17 protein-coding genes are annotated in these 14,081 nt (G+C 75.1%); 8 read left to right on the top strand and 9 right to left on the bottom strand.

The window, feature by feature from the left end:
* Positions 1 to 92: 92 nt before the first annotated feature.
* Positions 93 to 950, bottom strand: coding sequence for a hypothetical protein (locus ACIGHB_RS28375; protein ID WP_399916832.1), 858 nt, complete (start codon positions 948 to 950; stop codon positions 93 to 95).
* Between the two features lies 1 nt (position 951).
* Complete coding sequence (asnB, locus tag ACIGHB_RS28370; RefSeq protein WP_399916829.1) at positions 952 to 2,760, bottom strand: asparagine synthase (glutamine-hydrolyzing); 1,809 nt, start codon at positions 2,758 to 2,760, stop codon at positions 952 to 954.
* A gap of 159 nt (positions 2,761 to 2,919) precedes the next feature.
* On the opposite strand from asnB, the gene ACIGHB_RS28365 reads away from it, so the two are divergent.
* Complete coding sequence (locus ACIGHB_RS28365; protein WP_360315255.1) at positions 2,920 to 3,663, top strand: PIG-L deacetylase family protein; 744 nt, start codon at positions 2,920 to 2,922, stop codon at positions 3,661 to 3,663.
* Positions 3,664 to 3,681: 18 nt separating this feature from the next.
* Here ACIGHB_RS28365 and ACIGHB_RS28360 read toward each other — a convergent pair whose 3' ends face one another.
* The gene (locus ACIGHB_RS28360) at positions 3,682 to 4,305 is read right to left on the bottom strand and encodes a histidine phosphatase family protein (protein WP_399916827.1); all 624 of its coding nucleotides are present in this window, start codon (positions 4,303 to 4,305) and stop codon (positions 3,682 to 3,684) included.
* 277 nt (positions 4,306 to 4,582) lie between these two features.
* Between ACIGHB_RS28360 and ACIGHB_RS28355 the strand changes: the two genes are divergently transcribed.
* From ACIGHB_RS28355 to ACIGHB_RS28345, 3 genes are all read left to right on the top strand, one after another.
* The gene (locus ACIGHB_RS28355) at positions 4,583 to 5,791 is read left to right on the top strand and encodes a serine hydrolase domain-containing protein (RefSeq protein ID WP_399916825.1); all 1,209 of its coding nucleotides are present in this window, start codon (positions 4,583 to 4,585) and stop codon (positions 5,789 to 5,791) included.
* Between the two features lie 63 nt (positions 5,792 to 5,854).
* Positions 5,855 to 6,019 (top strand): hypothetical protein, encoded by a 165-nt coding sequence (locus ACIGHB_RS28350; protein ID WP_360315261.1) that lies wholly within the window; start codon positions 5,855 to 5,857, stop codon positions 6,017 to 6,019.
* Positions 6,020 to 6,042: 23 nt separating this feature from the next.
* Positions 6,043 to 6,330 carry a hypothetical protein gene (locus ACIGHB_RS28345; protein ID WP_360315263.1) on the top strand — a complete coding sequence of 96 codons (288 nt, stop codon included), beginning with the start codon at positions 6,043 to 6,045 and terminating at the stop codon, positions 6,328 to 6,330.
* Between the two features lie 21 nt (positions 6,331 to 6,351).
* Here the strand turns inward: ACIGHB_RS28345 and ACIGHB_RS28340 are convergent, their stop codons facing one another.
* Complete coding sequence (locus ACIGHB_RS28340; protein WP_399916822.1) at positions 6,352 to 6,936, bottom strand: NADPH-dependent FMN reductase; 585 nt, start codon at positions 6,934 to 6,936, stop codon at positions 6,352 to 6,354.
* Positions 6,937 to 7,102: 166 nt separating this feature from the next.
* On the opposite strand from ACIGHB_RS28340, the gene ACIGHB_RS28335 reads away from it, so the two are divergent.
* The 4 genes from ACIGHB_RS28335 to ACIGHB_RS28320 all read left to right on the top strand — a co-directional run bounded on the left by ACIGHB_RS28335 (position 7,103) and on the right by ACIGHB_RS28320 (position 10,627).
* The gene (locus ACIGHB_RS28335) at positions 7,103 to 8,035 is read left to right on the top strand and encodes a pirin family protein (protein ID WP_399916820.1); all 933 of its coding nucleotides are present in this window, start codon (positions 7,103 to 7,105) and stop codon (positions 8,033 to 8,035) included.
* A gap of 272 nt (positions 8,036 to 8,307) precedes the next feature.
* Positions 8,308 to 9,309 (top strand): MFS transporter, encoded by a 1,002-nt coding sequence (locus ACIGHB_RS28330; protein WP_399916818.1) that lies wholly within the window; start codon positions 8,308 to 8,310, stop codon positions 9,307 to 9,309.
* 45 nt (positions 9,310 to 9,354) lie between these two features.
* Positions 9,355 to 9,840, top strand: a complete 486-nt coding sequence (locus ACIGHB_RS28325) for a cupin domain-containing protein (protein ID WP_360315271.1) — start codon at positions 9,355 to 9,357, stop codon at positions 9,838 to 9,840.
* Between the two features lie 115 nt (positions 9,841 to 9,955).
* The gene (locus tag ACIGHB_RS28320; RefSeq protein WP_399916816.1) at positions 9,956 to 10,627 is read left to right on the top strand and encodes a TetR/AcrR family transcriptional regulator; all 672 of its coding nucleotides are present in this window, start codon (positions 9,956 to 9,958) and stop codon (positions 10,625 to 10,627) included.
* On the opposite strand, the gene ACIGHB_RS28315 is transcribed toward ACIGHB_RS28320, so the two are convergent.
* The 5 genes from ACIGHB_RS28315 to ACIGHB_RS28295 all read right to left on the bottom strand — a co-directional run bounded on the left by ACIGHB_RS28315 (position 10,578) and on the right by ACIGHB_RS28295 (position 14,078).
* Positions 10,578 to 11,903, bottom strand: coding sequence for an amino acid permease (locus ACIGHB_RS28315; RefSeq protein WP_360315275.1), 1,326 nt, complete (start codon positions 11,901 to 11,903; stop codon positions 10,578 to 10,580). The genes ACIGHB_RS28320 and ACIGHB_RS28315 overlap by 50 nt on opposite strands.
* An 89-nt stretch (positions 11,904 to 11,992) precedes the next feature.
* A complete protein-coding gene (locus ACIGHB_RS28310) occupies positions 11,993 to 12,604 on the bottom strand; it encodes a LysE family transporter (protein WP_360315277.1) in 612 nt (203 codons plus the stop codon).
* Complete coding sequence (locus ACIGHB_RS28305) at positions 12,601 to 12,912, bottom strand: DUF2087 domain-containing protein (RefSeq protein ID WP_360315279.1); 312 nt, start codon at positions 12,910 to 12,912, stop codon at positions 12,601 to 12,603. Before ACIGHB_RS28305 ends, ACIGHB_RS28310 begins: the two co-directional genes overlap by 4 nt.
* Before the next feature lie 79 nt (positions 12,913 to 12,991).
* On the bottom strand, positions 12,992 to 13,270 hold the full coding sequence (locus ACIGHB_RS28300) for a hypothetical protein (RefSeq protein WP_399916813.1): 279 nt from the start codon (positions 13,268 to 13,270) through the stop codon (positions 12,992 to 12,994).
* A gap of 133 nt (positions 13,271 to 13,403) precedes the next feature.
* On the bottom strand, positions 13,404 to 14,078 hold the full coding sequence (locus ACIGHB_RS28295) for a maleylpyruvate isomerase family mycothiol-dependent enzyme (RefSeq protein WP_399916811.1): 675 nt from the start codon (positions 14,076 to 14,078) through the stop codon (positions 13,404 to 13,406).
* Positions 14,079 to 14,081: the final 3 nt, after the last annotated feature.

Here is a 14,081-nt window from a genome sequence, read left to right as displayed (position 1 = left end):
GATACGGCATGCGGCCTGCGGCGTTCCGATGGCCGGTCCGATTCAGCGTGGCAGAGGTCGGGAGCGCCGGGCGCGCCGAACGGGCTGCGCGTTCACGCCGTTGCGTGGACGCGCCACGGCAGCGGGCAGGCGCGCAGCACGGTCGCCCGCTTGTGGTGCACGCTGACCCGGTCGGGGCGGGCCGAGACGGTGACGGTGCCGCCCGGGGTCCGTACGGGCCCTTCGGCCGGGGGCACGACGGTCCCGTCGAGCGCGCCCGCCGCGGCCAGCGCCGCCGCGCCCGTGAGCGCGAGTCGGGGGTGCCAGCCGCCGACGGTGAGCGCGCGGACGGAGAGCCCGTGGGGCGTGGCCTCGACGGCGGCGATCTTCGGCAGGGCGGAGTCCGGCGGGTGCCCGAGCAGCCGGGCGGCCTCCGCGCGGAGCGCGAGCAGGTGGGCGCGGGCGGGCGGGCGGACGTGCCGGGCGTCGACGAAGACGTAGGGGTTCCCGTACGAGACGAGGCTGGCCTCCACGCCGAGCAGCCGGTCCCGGGGCCGGCCGGTCGGGAGGGTGCCGGGGGCGTCGGGCGGGCGGAGGAAGTGCAGGGTGTACGCGTCGGTGCGCGGCTCCGGCTCGCACAGGACGGTGTCGCCGGTGGTGAGCGCGCGGACGGTCACCGGGCCCGGGCGGCGCTCGGCGACGACGCAGGCGAGCAGCGAGTGCCCGCAGCCGGCCCGGAAGTCGAACCGGCCGCCGGGGAGGGCCTGGACGAAGCGGTAGCGGAGGCCGCCGCGCCCGTCGTCCCCGTAGAAGGCGATCTTCCGGGGCCCGGCGGGCAGGCGTGCCAGGTCCCGGGCGACGCCCAGCACGTCTCCGGGCAGGCCGTCGGCGCGGACGACGAGCGTGGGGCCGGGGGCGTCGTGGGCGCGGACGACGAGGGAGGTGCCGGCCCGTGGGTGCCCCGCCGGCACGTCACGCCGCCGCGCAGTCCGCCGGGACCCGCATCGCGCGGACGACGTCGGTCCACAGCTCGTGGACGGCGAGGGCCCACAGCGCCTGGGCGTCGGCGCGGTTGGGGCGTTCCAGCTGGCGGGCCAGGAGGCGGGCGACGCGGTCGGCGCGGACCTTGCCGCCGAGGACGAGGCGGGCCGGGGAGAGGAGTTCGCGGACCGTGTCGAGCAGGGGCCCGCCGGGGGCGATCATCGCCTCCACGGGGAGCGTGAAGGGCTGCTTGGGCCGGCGCAGGACGGGCGCGGGGAGGAGTTCGGCGCCCGCCTCGTACAGGGCCCGCTTCCGGGTGCGGGCGGCGGCCGGGAGGGAGCGCGCGTGGGTGACGACGGCGGGCTGGCAGAAGGGGAGGCGGGTCTCGACGGCCCAGGCCATCGCGAGGTGGTCGACGCGCCGCAGGTGGTACGCGGGGAGCCGCCAGCGCGTTTCGAGGGCGGTCGTCGCGGTGACCCGGTCGGCGCCGACGGCCTCGGCGGAGCGCAGCTCCTGCTCGATGCGGTCGGCGGCGGAGCCGGTGTCGGCGATGTGGGCGCGGTAGTTGGCGGTGTAGAGGTGTTCGCGCAGCAGCCGGGGCGCGGCGGAGAGCGCGTCGGTGTAGGCGGCGGCCCAGTCGGTGCCGGGCGGGGCGGCGAGTGCGGCGGCCATCCGGTCGTATCCGCCGAAGAGTTCGTCCGCTCCGTCGCCGGTGAGGGCGACGGTGAAGCCGTTCTGCCGGACGGCGCGGAAGAGCGCGTAGGTGGAGAGGGTGATGGGGTCGGCGTTGGGCTGGCCGAGGTGGCGGACGGTGCGGGTGAGGAGGGAGGGGAGCTCGTCGGGGTCGAGGGCGATCTCGTGGTGGACGGTGCGGGCCCTGCGGGCGACGGAGCGGGCGTGGGCGGCCTCGGAGCCGGGCCAGTTGCCGCGGTAGGTGAGGTGGAAGGTGTGCAGCGGCGGCGCGTCGGTCTCGCGGGCGTGCTCGGCGGCGAGGGCGGTGACGAGTCCGGAGTCGAGGCCGCCGCTGGTGACGGCGCAGACGGGGACGTCGGCGTCGGCGAGCCGGCGGACCTCGCGGCGCAGCACGTCCTGGGTGTCGCCGAGGGGGGTGGCGCGGTGGGGGCCGCGGCGGCGGACGACGGGGGCGGTGCCGGGCCGGACGACGGCGGTGGCGCCGGGCGGGAGGACGCTGACGCCGTCGAGGGCGGTGCCGGTGGTGAAGGAGGTGCGGGTGGCGAGGACGGTGTCGAGGGAGTCCTCGCGCGGGGAGAACCGTACGCCGCCGAAGGCGAGGAGCGCGGGGATCTCGGAGGCGAAGCGGGTGGAGCCGTCCTCGGGGTCGTGGTGGAGGTGGAGCGGCTTCATGCCCATGTCGTCGACGGCGAGGACGAGTTGCTCGCGGCCGGGGCGGAGGTCGAGGACGGCGACGGCGAACATGCCGTCGAGGTGCTCGGCGAAGGCGGGCCCGTACTCGGCGTAGAGGGCGGGCAGGAGGGTGCCGTCGCAGCGGTCGGGAAAGCGGTGGCCGCGGGCGGCGAGGGAGCGGCGGAGCTCGGCGTGGTTGTAGATCTCGCCGTTGAGGACGGCGAGGATCCCGGGGAGGTGGGGCAGTCGGTAGGGCTGCCGGCCGCCGCGCGGGTCCGTGACGGCGAGCCGGTCGCAGCCGAGGGACCAGCCGGGGCCGCTGAGCACCCGGTGTTCGTCGGGGCCGCCGTGGCGCTGGCGGGCCGAGGCCGATGCGAGCGCGGCCGGGTCGGGGCGGTCCGCCCCGGCGGCGAGGGAGCCGAGAATCCTGCACATGCCGGTCGCCTCCGTGTCGTCCGTGGTCCTGCGTGACGGTGATGCGAATCGATCGTTGATTTGAATCTACCAACTTTTTGAATGGCGCGTAAGTGCCATGTCCTGTTCACGCCACGGGATGGCCTTGCGACGCCCCCTCGCCCCCAACAGGCTTGCGCCATGGAGGACTTCGCGACCGACCCACCGACCGTCCGCGGCGCGCCGGAATCACTCCTCGTGGTGGCCGCGCACCCGGACGACATCGAGTTCTGCGTCAGCGGCACCGTCATGCAGTGGATCGAACGCGGCACCCGCGTCACCTACTGCATCGTCACCGACGGCGACGCGGGCGGATACGACCCGCTGCTCCCCCGCCAGGCGATGGCGGACCTGCGCCGCGCCGAACAGGTCCACTCGGCGAAGCTGAGCGGCGTCGCCGACGTCCGCTTCCTCGGCTACCCCGACAGCTTCGTCGAACCCGGCGTCGAGCTGCGCCGCGACCTGTGCCGGGTGATCCGCGAGGTGCGGCCGCAGCGGGCCGTCATCCCCTCCCCCGAGATCAACTGGGCCCGGGTCGCCGACCTCCACCCCGACCACCGGGCCGTCGGCGACGCGTGCCTCCGCGCGGTCTACCCCGAGGCCCGCAACCCCTTCGCGCACCCCTCGCTCCTCAAGGAGGAGGGCCTGGAGCCGTGGACCGTCCACGAGCTGTGGCTGATGACGGGCCCGACACCGAACCAGTACGTCGACGTCACGCCCGTCTTCGACCGCAAGGTCGAGGCGCTCCGCATCCACACCTCGCAGACCGCCCACTTCGACGACCTCGCGGGCCTCCTGCGCACCTGGCTCTCCGAACACGCCACCGCCGCGGGCCTCCCCCCGGGCCGCATGGCGGAAGCCTTCCAGGTCGTCCACATCGACTGAGGCCGGCGCGCGTCGGGCTCAGACGTGGAGCTCCGGGGGGAACCCGGTCCAGCGCAGGGGCCTGGGGAGGTGGGAGGTGTCGTTGAAGAGGGCGAGGGACGGGGGGCGGCCGGGGGCGTAACGGATCACCGTCAGGGCCGCGTTCGCGTGGTTGAGGCCGACCCACCGCCACGCCGGCGCGTCGAGGGCGGCCCGGACGAGCCAGCCGACGAGGAAGTTGTGCGTCACGACCAGTTCGTGGCGCGGCTCGTCCCCCTCGACCGGGCCCGTGAAGCGCGCGACCGCCTCGGCCGCAAGCTCCGCGCCCCGCGCCCGGTCCTCGGCCGGGAACTGCTCCAGGAACCCGAGCAGCCCGTCGGCCGCGTCCGCCGGCAGCTCCTCGCGGGACGGGTGGTACGGAACATAGTCGCCGGCCGCGTCGGAGACCCGTACCGGAACGCCGTCGAGCTGCGCGCCGACCAGCCGCGCGGTCTCCGCCGCCCGGGCGAGCGGTCCGTGGTGCACCGCCATCAGCGGGGCGTCCCTGAGCCGCTCCCCGAGCAGGACGGCCTGGCGCCGGCCCGCCTCCGTCAGCCCGCTCTCGTCGGGCGTGGCCTCGCCGTGCCGGGTGAGGTAGAGGTAGCGGGCGGCGGTACCGGGCATGGGCGTGCACCTTCTCTGTCGACTACGGGTCGCGTACGGGGTCCTGTACGGGCCGCGTACGGGGTCCTGTACGGGTCCTCCGGGGGACGCCGGACCTCCCGCAGCCGGTTGCACGGGGCGCCCCCGCAACCGCCCCGTGCCTGCAACCGGGCGTGCGGGCGGCGGCCGTACGGGTGGACTCGCCCCGGCGCCCGGGGGAAGCCGGCCCTCCGCGCGCCCGCCGGTGCTGATCTGGCAGCGCCCGTACCCTCCCCCGTACTCCGAGAAGGCGCCCCCCATGCCACCACGCACCCTCCGCCGCCGGATCCTCGCCACCGCCGCGCTCCTCGCCGCGGCCGCGCTCGCGCCCGCCGCCCTCCCGGCGACGGCGGCCCCCGCGCCCGCGCCCGTACGGCACGGCGACCACCGCTGCCCGGAGCACGACCGGCTGCCCGCCGCGCTCACCGCGCGGCTCGACTCCACCGTCGAGAAGGTGCGCCGGGAGGCCGGGATCCCCGGGCTCGTCGTCGGCGTCTGGATGCCGGGCAAGGGCTGCTACGTGCGGGCCACCGGCGTCGCGGACAAGCGGACCGGCGAACCGATGTCCGCCGACATGTACATCCGGATCGGCAGCGAGACGAAGACCTTCACCGTCACGGCGCTGCTCCGGCTCGTCGACGAGGGGAAGGTCCGGCTCGACGACCCGATCGACACGTACGTGCGCGGCGTCCCGAACGGCCGCCGCATCACGCTGCGGCACCTCGCCGAGATGCGCAGCGGCCTCTTCCCGTACACCTCCGACCCGGACTTCGTCCGCGACCTGCTGAGCGCGCCGAAGCGGCCGTTCACCCCGTGGGAGGTGCTGTCGTACGGCTACCGGCACGCCAACACCTCCGAGCCCGGCACGACCTTCCAGTACTCGAACTCCAATCTGGTCCTGCTGGGCCTGGTCGTCGAGAAGGTCACCGGCCGCTGGCTCGCGGACGTCCTCCACGAGGACGTGGTGCGCCCGGCCGGGCTGCGGCACACCTTCCTGCCGAAGGGCGCCGAGTTCCCCGAACCGCACCCGCGCGGCTACACCGACCAGACGCTGGACGGAAGCACCGCCGACGCGACGAACTGGAACCCCAGCTGGGCGTGGTCGGCCGGCGGCATGATCTCGAACCTCGACGACCTGCGCCGCTGGGCGCCGGTCGTCGCGACCGGGGAGCTCCTCAGCCCCGCCACGCAGGCGCAGCGCATGAAGACCCTCCCGACCGGCTTCCCCGGCACCAGCTACGGCCTCGGCATCCTCGACACCAACGGGTGGATCGGGCACAACGGATCCCTGCCCGGGTACGAGACGGTCACCGTGTACCTCCCGTCGCAGAAGGCCACCCTGGTGCTGATGCTGAACACGGACTCCCTCAGCGACGGCCAGGAGCCGTCCACCCTGGTGGCCCGCGCGGTCACCGGGGTGATCACCCCGGAGAACGTCTACGCGGGCTCGGTGACCCCGCGCGGCTGAGACCGGCCGAAGGGCCGCCGGGGGAACCGGTTCCTCCGGCGGCCCGCCGGGTACGGGCCGTGCATGCCGAAGGGTTGGGGATGGTGGCTCCTCGCGGCTTTCGCCGTGTGGACGTTCTTCGCGTTGCAGTGGACGGACCTCGGGTGCGACTACCCGGAGGCGTACCTGGCGGTCGTCCGGTTCGGGACGCCCGAGGGCCTGGAGTTCCTGCCGGCCTGCGCGGGATAGGCACCCGTGCCTACGATCGGGACATGAGCGCTGACGGTTCCCGCTGGTCCCTCTGCTCCCGGAACTCGTTCCTGTCGATCGGGTCGGTCGGGTCGACGCTGTCGATCGGCTCGGTCGGCTCGTTCCTGTCGATCGGCTCGGTCGGCTCGGCCGCGTCGATCCTCTCCGTGGGCTCGTGGGCCAGCCTCGGCTCCCTCCTGTCGGCGGAGTCCCAGTGGTCGGCCCTCTCCTGGCGCTCCCGCTGCGGCGCGATGGCCGCCGGCACCGCCCTCGGCACGACCGCGCTGCTCCTGCTCACGCGCCGGCGCTGACGCTGACGCTGACGCCGCGCGCTAGGCGGCCGGCGCCGTCTCGCCCCGGGACTCGATCTTGGTCCTGAGGGTGGTGAGGAGTTCGCGGAGGAGGGCGACGGAGGTTTCGTCGGTGAGGTTGCCGGCCTCGTCGAAGCGCTCGTGGGCGCGGAAGACGTGGACCTCGGGCTTGACCACGACGTCGCTGCCGGTGCAGACGAAGACCTGGCGGAGGGCGAGCTGGGAGCGGACCGTGCCGAAGTTGGTCGGGGCGGCGCCGAGGAGGGCAATGGGCTTGCGGTGGAGGGGGACGGTCTCCCCGCCGGTCGGGTTGGTGGAGATCCAGTCGAGGGCGTTCTTCAGGACGCCGGGGATCGAGTAGTTGAACTCCGGGGTGGCGATGAGGAGTCCGTCGGCCTCGGCGGCGCGGCGGCGGAGTTCCGTGACGGCGGCCGGGCGGCGGTCGGGGTGGTCGAGGTCCCCGTCGTAGGGCGGGATGTCGCGCAGCCCTTCGTAGATCTCGATGTCGAGGCCGCCGGGGTTGTGCTTGCGGGCGGCGTGCAGCAGGAGCGTGTTGTACGAGTCGGCGCGGAGCGAGCCGGAGATCGCGAGCACGGTGGCGGTCATGGAATCCCCCTGGGTGACGAACGGTCGGCGGGCCGCGGCGGATCACCGGGCCTCGAACGACCCCGAACGTAAACCGAACGGTTCAGGCTGTCAACCGAACGGTTCAGAGCAGCAACCAAACCGTTCAGTCTTGACAGTGAACCGAACGGTGTAGTTCGCTGCGGGCATGACGACAGCAGCAGCCATCGCCGCCGAGCGCGCCGTCGCCCGCGTCGCCCGCCCCTTCCACACCGTCGAGGGCGCCGGCTTCCCGGTCCGGCGCGCCTTCCCGACGGAGGAACTCCCCGAGCTCGACCCCTTCCTGATGCTCGACCAGGTCGGGCCCACCGTCCTCGGACCCGGCGAGGCCGTCGGCGCGCCCGCGCACCCGCACCGGGGCTTCGAGACGATCGAGTACGTCCTGGAGGGCGAGGTCGCCAACGCCGACTCGTACGGCGAGAAGGCCGTCGTCCGGGCCGGCGGCGTCCAGTGGCTCACCGCCGGGTCCGGGATCGTCCACGAGTCGCTGCCCACACCGGAGTTCCTCGCCTCGGGCGGCCCCCAGCACATGCTCCAGATCTGGGTGAACCTGCCCGCCGCGCTCAAGTCCCTCCCGCCGCACGCCCAGTACGCCTCGGCCGTCGAGCTCCCCGTCGCCGCCACCCCCGACGGCTCCGCCGAGATCACCGTCCTCGCCGGCACCACGCACGGCGTCACCGGGCCCTTCGCCACCCACACACCCGTCCTCGTCGCCCGCGCCCGCATCGCACCGGAGGGGCGGGCCGAGTTCACCGCCCCCGCGGGACACAACGCGATGGTGTACGTCCTCCGGGGCCGCGCCGTCGCGGGCGAGGGCACCGCCCTGCCCGACGGACACCTCGGCGTGTACGCCCGCGACGGCCGGGAGCGCTTCTCCGTCGCCACGGCGGAGGAAGGCGCCGAGGTGCTGGTCCTCGCCGGGGAACCGATCGGCGAACCCGTCGCCCGCAGCGGGCCGTTCGTGATGAACACCGAGGCCGAGCTGCGACAGGCGGAGGCCGACCACCGGGCCGGCCGGATGGGCCGGATCCCTACGGACCGGATCCCCACGGACCGGATCCCCACGGACGACGCCTCATGACCGCCGAAACCGCGGGTACGGCCGGTGCCGCGGGTACGGCCGGTGCCGCGGGTACGGCCGGTGCCGGGGGTACGGCCGGTGCCGCCGAAACCGCTGGTGCCGCCGCAGCGGCCGGGGCCGCTGGAACGGCCCGTACCGCCGGAACGGCCGGTGCCGGAACAGCCGGTGCCGCCGGAACGGCCAGTACCGCCGCCACGGACGGTCCCGCCGCCGCAGCGCCTCCGGCACCGGCCCCGGCCCCCGCCCCGGCGCGTGGTCGGGGCGGGGCGGCGGTGCTCGCCGCCCTCGCCGCGCCCGCCGCCGCCGGGGTCTCCGGGCCCGCGCTCGTCGTGCCCGAGGCCGCCGCCTCGCTCGGGGTGTCGGTCGCCGCCGCCACCTGGCTCCTGACCGTGTTCGGGATCGGCATGGCCGCCGGCACGCCGCTGCTCACCGCCGCCGGCCGGCGGAGCGGACCCGGCGGGACGCTGCGGGTCGCGGCGGGACTCGTCGTCGCCGGCGCGGTGGTCGCCCTCTTCGTCCCCGGCTTCACCGCCGCCCTGGCCGGGCGGGCGCTGCTCGCCGCGGGAGCCGCCGGCTTCAACGTGGCGGCCTTCCAGCTCGCCGCCGCCCGCGACCCCAGCGGCCGCTCCGCCGGGCTCGTCGCCATCGGCAGCGCGGTCGGCGGCACCGCCGGCCTCTTCGGCGGCCCGGCGATCGCGGCGGCGGCCGACTGGCGGGGCGCCCTGGTCCTCCCGCTGCTGAGCCTGGCCGTCCTGGGCCTGGTCCGGGGCGCGGGGGCGGGGAAGGACACGTCGGGGGCGGAGGCGCCCCCGGGGTCCCCGGCGGCCGTGCTGCGGTCCCACCGCTTCCTCGCCGCCGCCGCGCTCATGCTGCTGCTCTCCACCATCAACTTCGGCCTCATGTACGCCGGTCCCCGGCGGGCCGGCGAACTGGCCGGGTGGGGCGCCGTGCAGACGGGGGCGTACGCCGCCCTCGCCTCGCTCGCCGGGGCGCTGCTGTCCTGGGCGCTCGTCCGCGCCCGCGCCCCGTGGTGGGTGCTGGCCGGCGGGGGCGCCCTCGCCGTCGCGCTCGCCGCGGGCGGGCCCTGGGCCTGGGTCGTCCTGCTCGCGGTCGGGGTCAGCTCGCTCTCCACGGCCGGCGGCCAGGGACTGCTCACCGGCCGCTCGGCGGAGGGGCTGCCCCGGGGGCTGCGCGACACCGCGATCGGCCTGTTCAACTTCGCGTTCCTGGTGGGCGTGGCCGCCGGACCGGCGCTCGCCTCCTCCCTCCTCTGACCTCCGCTCCTGAAACTCCGACCTCCACTCCGCGAAGGAGCCGTCATGTCCTACCCCGACCCCCGCTGGTTCGGCGACGAGGGCGAGATCAGCGCCCGCTTCCGGCCCGCCGACACCCCGCCCGACTTCGTCTCCACGGGCGCCGCGCCCGCCGCGTACCACTACCTCTCCACCACCCTCTCCACCCAGGGCGAGTACGGCCTCTACCGGGTGGACATGGGGCCGGAGTCGGCCGGGCCCTCCACCCACTTCCACAAGGCGATGTCGGAGGCGTTCTTCGTGCTCTCCGGGACGATCCGGCTCTTCGACGGGGAGCGGTGGGTGGACGCCCGCTCCGGCGACCACCTCTACGTCCCCGTCGGCGGCCTGCACGCCTTCCGGAACGAGTCCTCCGAGCCGGTGTCGATGCTGATGCTGTTCGCGCCCGGCGCGCCCCGCGAGGAGTACTTCGAGCGGATCGGCGACCTGGCCGGGATGAGCGAGGAGGACCGGGCCGCCTTCCTCGTGAAGCACGACAGCTTCTTCGTCTGACCCACCCAGACAGGAACGAACAGGAACGGACAGGAAACGGAACCGGCCTTTGCAGACCGAACCGTTCAGTTCATATACTGGGATCCCGCTCCCCCCACCCCGAGGACGTACCGCCATGGCCGCCAGCAAGGACGACGTCGACGCGTACGGGATCCCCGTCATCCCGGACCCCGCCGACGCGGCCTCCCGCAAGCGGCAGGCGATCATCAACGCCGCGCTGACCGAGTTCCTCGCGGAGGGGTACTCGGCGGCGTCGATGGACGCGATCACTGCCCGGTCCGGGGTGTCGAAGGCGACCATCTACAAGCACTTCGGCAGCAAGGAGCGGCTGTTCCTCGCCGTCATCGGCGGGGTCCTGCCGAAGACGTACGCGGACCTGGAGCCGACCAACTCGACCATCGCCGCCGCGCCCGACCTGCGCTCCGCGCTGGTGCGCCTGACGACGGACTGGGCGCGGATCCTGCTGCGGCCGGACATCATGTCGCTGCGGCGGCTCGTCATCGGCGAGATCGACCGCTTCCCGCAGCTGGGCCAGCTCTGGTACCGGGTCAGCTACGACATGAACAACGGGCCGCTGATCGAGGCGTTCACCGAGCTGAACGCCCGGGGCGCCCTCGACGCGCCGGACCCGAAGCTGGCGGTGCAGCAGCTGGTCGCGGCGACGGTCGGGGTGCCTCAGCTCGTGCGGACCTTCTCGCCCGAGGCGGAGATCGAGGAGGCCGAGCTGGAGCGGATGATCAGCTCGGGAGTGGACCTGTTCCTGGCGCGGTACGCCACCGGCGCCTGAGGACCGCCCAGGTCAGCAGCGCCGCCGCCCACGCGCCCGTGGTGAGCAGCTGGGTACGGCTCGCCGGGTCGCCGAGCATGAACAGGAGCACGGCCCCGATGCCCGCGAGCGCGCCGACCGACGCGGCCGACGGGCCGCGCAGCCGCAGGTGGGAGCCGGCGATCAGGGCCCAGACGATCAGGATCGCCGCTCCGATCGAGTTCAGCAGGAACGGGAAGACCGTGCGCGGCCACAGCAGGCTCAGCACCACGGAGACGAAGCCGAAGGCGGCGGAGGCGAGGACGGCGGCGTACGGGACGCCGGCCCGGACCCGGCCGAGGACCGGCGGCGCGTCGCCCCGCCCGACGAGGGCGTACAGCATCCGCGACGAGCCGTAGATGTTGGCGTTCATCGCGGACAGCAGGGCGATCAGCACGACCGCGCTCATCACGTCGGCGGCGCCCGGCACGCCGATCCGCTCCATGACGGCCGTGTACGGGCCCTCGGCGACACCCGGCGCGTTCCACGGGACGAGCGCCACGATGACGGCCATCGAACCGAGGTAGCAGACCGCCACCCGCCACATCACGGCGCGGACACCGGCCCGGACGGCGCGGGCCGGGTCCTCGCACTCGGCGGCGGCGATCGTGACGGTCTCCAGGCCGCCGAAGGCGAAGACCGCGGCGACCATGCCGACCGCGACGCCGTGCCAGCCGTGCGGCAGGAACCCGCCGTCGCCGGTCAGATGCGCGGCCCCCGGCGAGGCGAAGCCGCCGACCAGACCGGCGAGCGCGGCCCCGCCCAGCAGCAGGAAGCCGGCGATGGCCGCGATCTTCAGCCCCGCGAACCAGAACTCCAGCTCGCCGAAGCGCCGCACCCCCACCAGGTTCGTGACGGTGAACAGGCTCACGAAGACCGCGACCCACGCCCACGGCGGCACGCCCGGCACCCAGCCGTGCGCGATCCGCGCCGCCCCGATCGCCTCGGCGGCGACGCTCACGACGAGCAGCGCCCAGTACATCCACCCGGCGAGCAGCCCCGCCCAGCCGCCGAACGCCCTCCGCGCGTGCTCCGCGAACGACCCGGTCACCGGCCGCTCGGCGGACAGGTCGCCGAGCATCCGCATCACCAGGACGGTGAGCGCCCCGGCGACGGCGTACGAGACGAGGATCCCCGGCCCTGCCGCCGCGATCCCCACCCCCGACCCCACGAAGAGCCCGGCGCCGATGGCACCGCCCAGCGCGATCATCGCCAGATGTCTCCGGCGCAGCCCGCGCGCCAGCATCCGTCCCGTCATGTTGCTCCCCCGATCTCCAGGACGACCAGCGGGGATCTTGACCCGGCCGGACCCGACGGGGCAATCCGGAACCGGCCGGTGAGACGCCGTCACACCACCAGACCCACCGCCAGGGCCGCGATCAGCGCGCTCGACACCAGGCCCGTGAGCAGGCGGGCGCGGGGGCCCGTCAGGGTGTGGCCGAGGACGGTGCCGGTGGTGGAGAGGAGGAGCTGCCAGCTCGCCGAGGCGGCGAACGCGGCGGCCACGAAGACGGCCGCCTCCGCCGCACCGGTCGTGGTGTGGCCGCCCAGGACGAGGGCCGTGAAGTACAGGACCGTCATCGGGTTGAGGATCGTGATGCCGAGGAAGGTCCAGAAGGCGCGGTGCGGAGCCGTCACCGGCCGGTCCGCCGCCGGGGTCCCGGCGCGGTGCACACGGAGGGCGGTACGGGCCGAGGCCGCCGCGAGGACCAGCAGGACGACGGCGGACGCCCAGCGGAGCGGGGCCGCGACGGGCGCCAGGAGAGGCACCAGGGCGGCGCCGCCGAGGACCGCGACGACGGCGTACACGCCGTCCGCCGCCGCGATGCCGAGCGCCGCGCCCGCCCCCGTACGCCACGGGCTGCGGGCGGCGACCGCCACCAGGTGCGCGCCGACGGCGCCCACCGGGATCGCGATGCCGTAGCCGGCCAGCAGGCCGGCCACCACCGCGGAGGTCACGCGACGGCGGGGGCCGCGCCTCCGGGGACCGGTGCCGTCCGCTGTCGGTGGTAGGCCGCGCCGTCCTTCGTACGGGCCAGCTCGCCGCCGACGACGAGGTAGCGGCGGAGCGCCGGGTAGTCCTCGTGCACGGTCAGCAGGGCCTCGTTGACCTCGGCCTCGCGGTAGACGCGGCCGGGCTCGAAGAGGGTCTCGGCGAGGTGGGCGAGGAGCGCGGCGCGGCGGGCCGGGCGGCGCGGGATCGCGAGGAGCCGGCCGTCGGCGGAGAACAGGTCCGCGACGGGCCGGGGGGCGGGATGATCGGTCATGGGGGGAAGGGTGGCGGCCACGGGTCCGCCCCGCAAAGGGTTTTCGGCCCGCGCCCGCGCCGGTGGACGGCCCGGCGGGTCAGCGGAGCATGACGTTCACCGCGTCCTGGAAGCTCGGCAGGATCGGCGGCATGCCCTGCTCCTGGAAGATCGGGCGGGCCTTCGCCGCGAAGGCGAGGAAGTCCTCCTCGGAGTCCCAGAAGTCCACCACCCGCCAGCCGCCGGACCCGTCCGAGCCCGCCGCGTGGGCGAGGAAGCCCTGCGGCGGCCACCACTCGGCGGCCTTGAGCGCGCTCATCGTGGACTCGTACTGCTGCTGGGTTCCGCCGGGGATCTCGACGGTGACGATGACGGCCATGCTGCTGCTCCCGGGGGGCGGGGGGTGAGGGTCACGACCCAGCACACCCCCGCCCCCGGACCCGCGCACGACGACGGGGACCGAACGGGCTACGCCCGCACAGGCCCCGCCGATCCCGCCGATCCCGCCGGTCTCACCGGTAGATCAGCAGCTCCTGCTCCGTCGCGCCGGTCAGCGCGTAGCGCGTACGGACCAGGGGGCGGCCCGCGTAGATGCGGATGAGGGTCGCCGCGTCGCCGTCGAAGACGGCGGGCCCGCGCCCCTCGATCTCGTCGCCGAGGGGCACCTCCCCCGCGTGGTCGGCGAGCCGGCCGACCAGGCGCGGGGTCTCCCGCTTCCGGCTGGTGACGCAGAGCAGCGGCAGCGCGAGGGCGAGGGCGTCGCCGCAGTACGCGCCGGGCTCCCCGAACGCCTCCCGGACGTCCCCGGCGTGCACCCACTCCCCCAGGGCGACCGCGTCCAGCCGCCCGTCCTCGTGCCCGGCGATCACCGGGCCCGCCTCGGTGAGGCCGCGTTCCAGCTCGTCGAGGATCCGGCCGAGCGGCCACTCCTCGCGTTCGGCCACGTCACGGGCGTTGGCCTCGGGGAGGAAGACGCCCTCTTCGAGGCGGCCCTCCACGATCCGGACCAGCGCCGCCCCGCAGTGCGCGAGGACCTGGCGGGCGGTCCAGCCGGGGCAGGCGGTGCGGAGCTCGTACGCCTCCTCGGGGGTGCGCCGCAGCAGCGGCATCAGCAGGTCCCGCTCGGTGGTGAGGAGCCGGCCGGGCAGCCAGGGGTCGCGCTCGGCGGGCAGACAGTCGGTACACATGCG

Source organism: Streptomyces sp. NPDC085460 (assembly GCF_044541975.1).
Lineage (GTDB): Bacteria > Actinomycetota > Actinomycetes > Streptomycetales > Streptomycetaceae > Streptomyces.
The sequence above is the reverse complement of the archived record's forward strand: the minus strand, read 5'-3'. Positions and strand labels throughout refer to the sequence as shown.

Excerpts from the sequence above, each read along its gene's own strand:
- ACIGHB_RS28365 (WP_360315255.1), top strand. The coding sequence starts at position 2,920 with ATGGAGGACTTCGCGACCGACCCACCGACCGTCCGCGGCGCGCCGGAA.
- ACIGHB_RS28360 (WP_399916827.1), bottom strand. The coding sequence starts at position 4,305 with ATGCCCGGTACCGCCGCCCGCTACCTCTACCTCACCCGGCACGGCGAG.
- ACIGHB_RS28295 (WP_399916811.1), bottom strand. The coding sequence starts at position 14,078 with ATGTGTACCGACTGTCTGCCCGCCGAGCGCGACCCCTGGCTGCCCGGC.
- ACIGHB_RS28355 (WP_399916825.1), top strand. The coding sequence starts at position 4,583 with ATGCCACCACGCACCCTCCGCCGCCGGATCCTCGCCACCGCCGCGCTC.
- asnB (WP_399916829.1), bottom strand. The coding sequence starts at position 2,760 with ATGTGCAGGATTCTCGGCTCCCTCGCCGCCGGGGCGGACCGCCCCGAC.
- ACIGHB_RS28300 (WP_399916813.1), bottom strand. The coding sequence starts at position 13,270 with ATGGCCGTCATCGTCACCGTCGAGATCCCCGGCGGAACCCAGCAGCAG.
- ACIGHB_RS28340 (WP_399916822.1), bottom strand. The coding sequence starts at position 6,936 with ATGACCGCCACCGTGCTCGCGATCTCCGGCTCGCTCCGCGCCGACTCG.
- ACIGHB_RS28345 (WP_360315263.1), top strand. The coding sequence starts at position 6,043 with ATGAGCGCTGACGGTTCCCGCTGGTCCCTCTGCTCCCGGAACTCGTTC.
- ACIGHB_RS28305 (WP_360315279.1), bottom strand. The coding sequence starts at position 12,912 with ATGACCGATCATCCCGCCCCCCGGCCCGTCGCGGACCTGTTCTCCGCC.
- ACIGHB_RS28350 (WP_360315261.1), top strand. The coding sequence starts at position 5,855 with ATGCCGAAGGGTTGGGGATGGTGGCTCCTCGCGGCTTTCGCCGTGTGG.
- ACIGHB_RS28335 (WP_399916820.1), top strand. The coding sequence starts at position 7,103 with ATGACGACAGCAGCAGCCATCGCCGCCGAGCGCGCCGTCGCCCGCGTC.
- ACIGHB_RS28320 (WP_399916816.1), top strand. The coding sequence starts at position 9,956 with ATGGCCGCCAGCAAGGACGACGTCGACGCGTACGGGATCCCCGTCATC.
- ACIGHB_RS28325 (WP_360315271.1), top strand. The coding sequence starts at position 9,355 with ATGTCCTACCCCGACCCCCGCTGGTTCGGCGACGAGGGCGAGATCAGC.
- ACIGHB_RS28315 (WP_360315275.1), bottom strand. The coding sequence starts at position 11,903 with ATGACGGGACGGATGCTGGCGCGCGGGCTGCGCCGGAGACATCTGGCG.